The organism is Streptomyces murinus (genome assembly GCF_002154555.1).
GTDB lineage: Bacteria > Actinomycetota > Actinomycetes > Streptomycetales > Streptomycetaceae > Streptomyces > Streptomyces murinus.
This window is the reverse complement of sequence record NZ_MUNF01000185.1, coordinates 5,985-6,455: the sequence shown is the minus strand read 5'-3', so window position 1 is coordinate 6,455 and position 471 is coordinate 5,985.

Genomic DNA, 471 nt, shown 5'->3' with positions numbered 1-471 from the left:
CCCTCCGGGCGACGACGGGAACGGTCGGACAGGCCCTACCCCCATGCCGGGAACCCCGGCCCCCGACGTCTCGACTACGATGGTGCGTTCCGCCCCGTGGTGAGGTGATCAAGCCCCGCCGCACCGGGACGGAGACACTGCCGCCGGGTGGGGTCCCCATGGCCCCCGCACCGTGAGAGGGGCGGCAGTTCACACGGGCCAGGCTCGTCCGGCGGCAGCCGGAGATCACTGCTCGCACCGGCGAGGAGAAGGTCAGCTGCGCCGGACGAGTTGCGCTCGACGGGCCGTCACCGCCCCGCCTCACGCGGAACTCGTGGGCTCCGGCTCGGGCTCCGGCAGCGGACTGCGCGCCGCCCGGGTCACATCCGCCACCAGCTCCACCACGTCCGGCCCGTACGCCTGTGAGTTGAGGACCTTCAGCAGGAGTACGAACGTGCCGTCGCCGTACTTGCGGGCCAACCGCGTGTGATG